Annotated in this window: 1 protein-coding gene; it reads left to right on the top strand. The window is 43.4% G+C overall.

Features of this window, described 5'->3' with window-relative positions; translation table 11 throughout:
• Positions 1–182: 182 nt before the first annotated feature.
• The coding region (locus MM214_RS18920) for a tyrosine-type recombinase/integrase (RefSeq protein ID WP_241297740.1) at positions 183–829 on the top strand (647 nt) is incomplete at its 3' end.

Raw genomic sequence — 829 nt, 5'->3', positions numbered from 1 at the left:
CTGTTGAACTGACACCCTACGGGTGAGCGATTTACCTAAATTCTGCTTATTTTTAGTTATATCAAAATCTTTCATCATGAAAACTCAAAAAAAACACGCTGGGCACCGTAGCCCTCAATGATTCTGCTCAGGGGTATTTGCTAAAACTAGCTTCTTTTCTTGAAGCCAAGGCTTATTCTCCCATGACCATCCGAAACTATATGGCCGAGATGCGCTATATTTTCGCCTACTACAACCATCTCAATCCTGAGCAGCTCACCCAAGATCATATTGCTTCCTATATCAATTACATCAAAAAAGAACATGGCGTAGGTAGGGACAAGTGCCGCATGACTGCTCAAAGCTGTAGCTTCTTTTTTAAACACATATTGCCTTCACCTTATGTTGTTCCCCATGCACTCTATCCCCGAAAGGAGTTCAGGCTTCCTGAGATTCTAACCCAAAAGCAGATCAGTCATGTAATCCAATCTACTACCAATATAAAGCATAAAGCCATCATTGCTCTGTTCTATGGAACAGGGATCAGGTTGAGCGAACTTCGGTTCTTGGAGATGAAACATATTTCTCGGACAGACATGCAACTCAAGGTAGTAGCGGGAAAAGGTAGTAGGGATAGGTTTACCATCCTTCCAGCTGCTGTTCTTCCTCTACTCGAAGCATATTACAGGGTACACAAGCCGAAAGTCTTTCTCTTTGAAGGACAAACTCCAGGCAAAGCTATGAACGACCGCTCCATACAGCATGCTATCCGCATGGCCATGAATCAGGCGGGCTTTGAACAGTATGGTTTTTCTGCACATTCTATCAGGCATTCCTTTGCTACACACCT

Source organism: Belliella kenyensis (assembly GCF_022549675.1).
GTDB classification, from domain to species: domain Bacteria; phylum Bacteroidota; class Bacteroidia; order Cytophagales; family Cyclobacteriaceae; genus Belliella; species Belliella kenyensis.
Note: the sequence above shows the minus strand (reverse complement) of the source record. Positions and strands in the feature narration are given on the sequence as shown.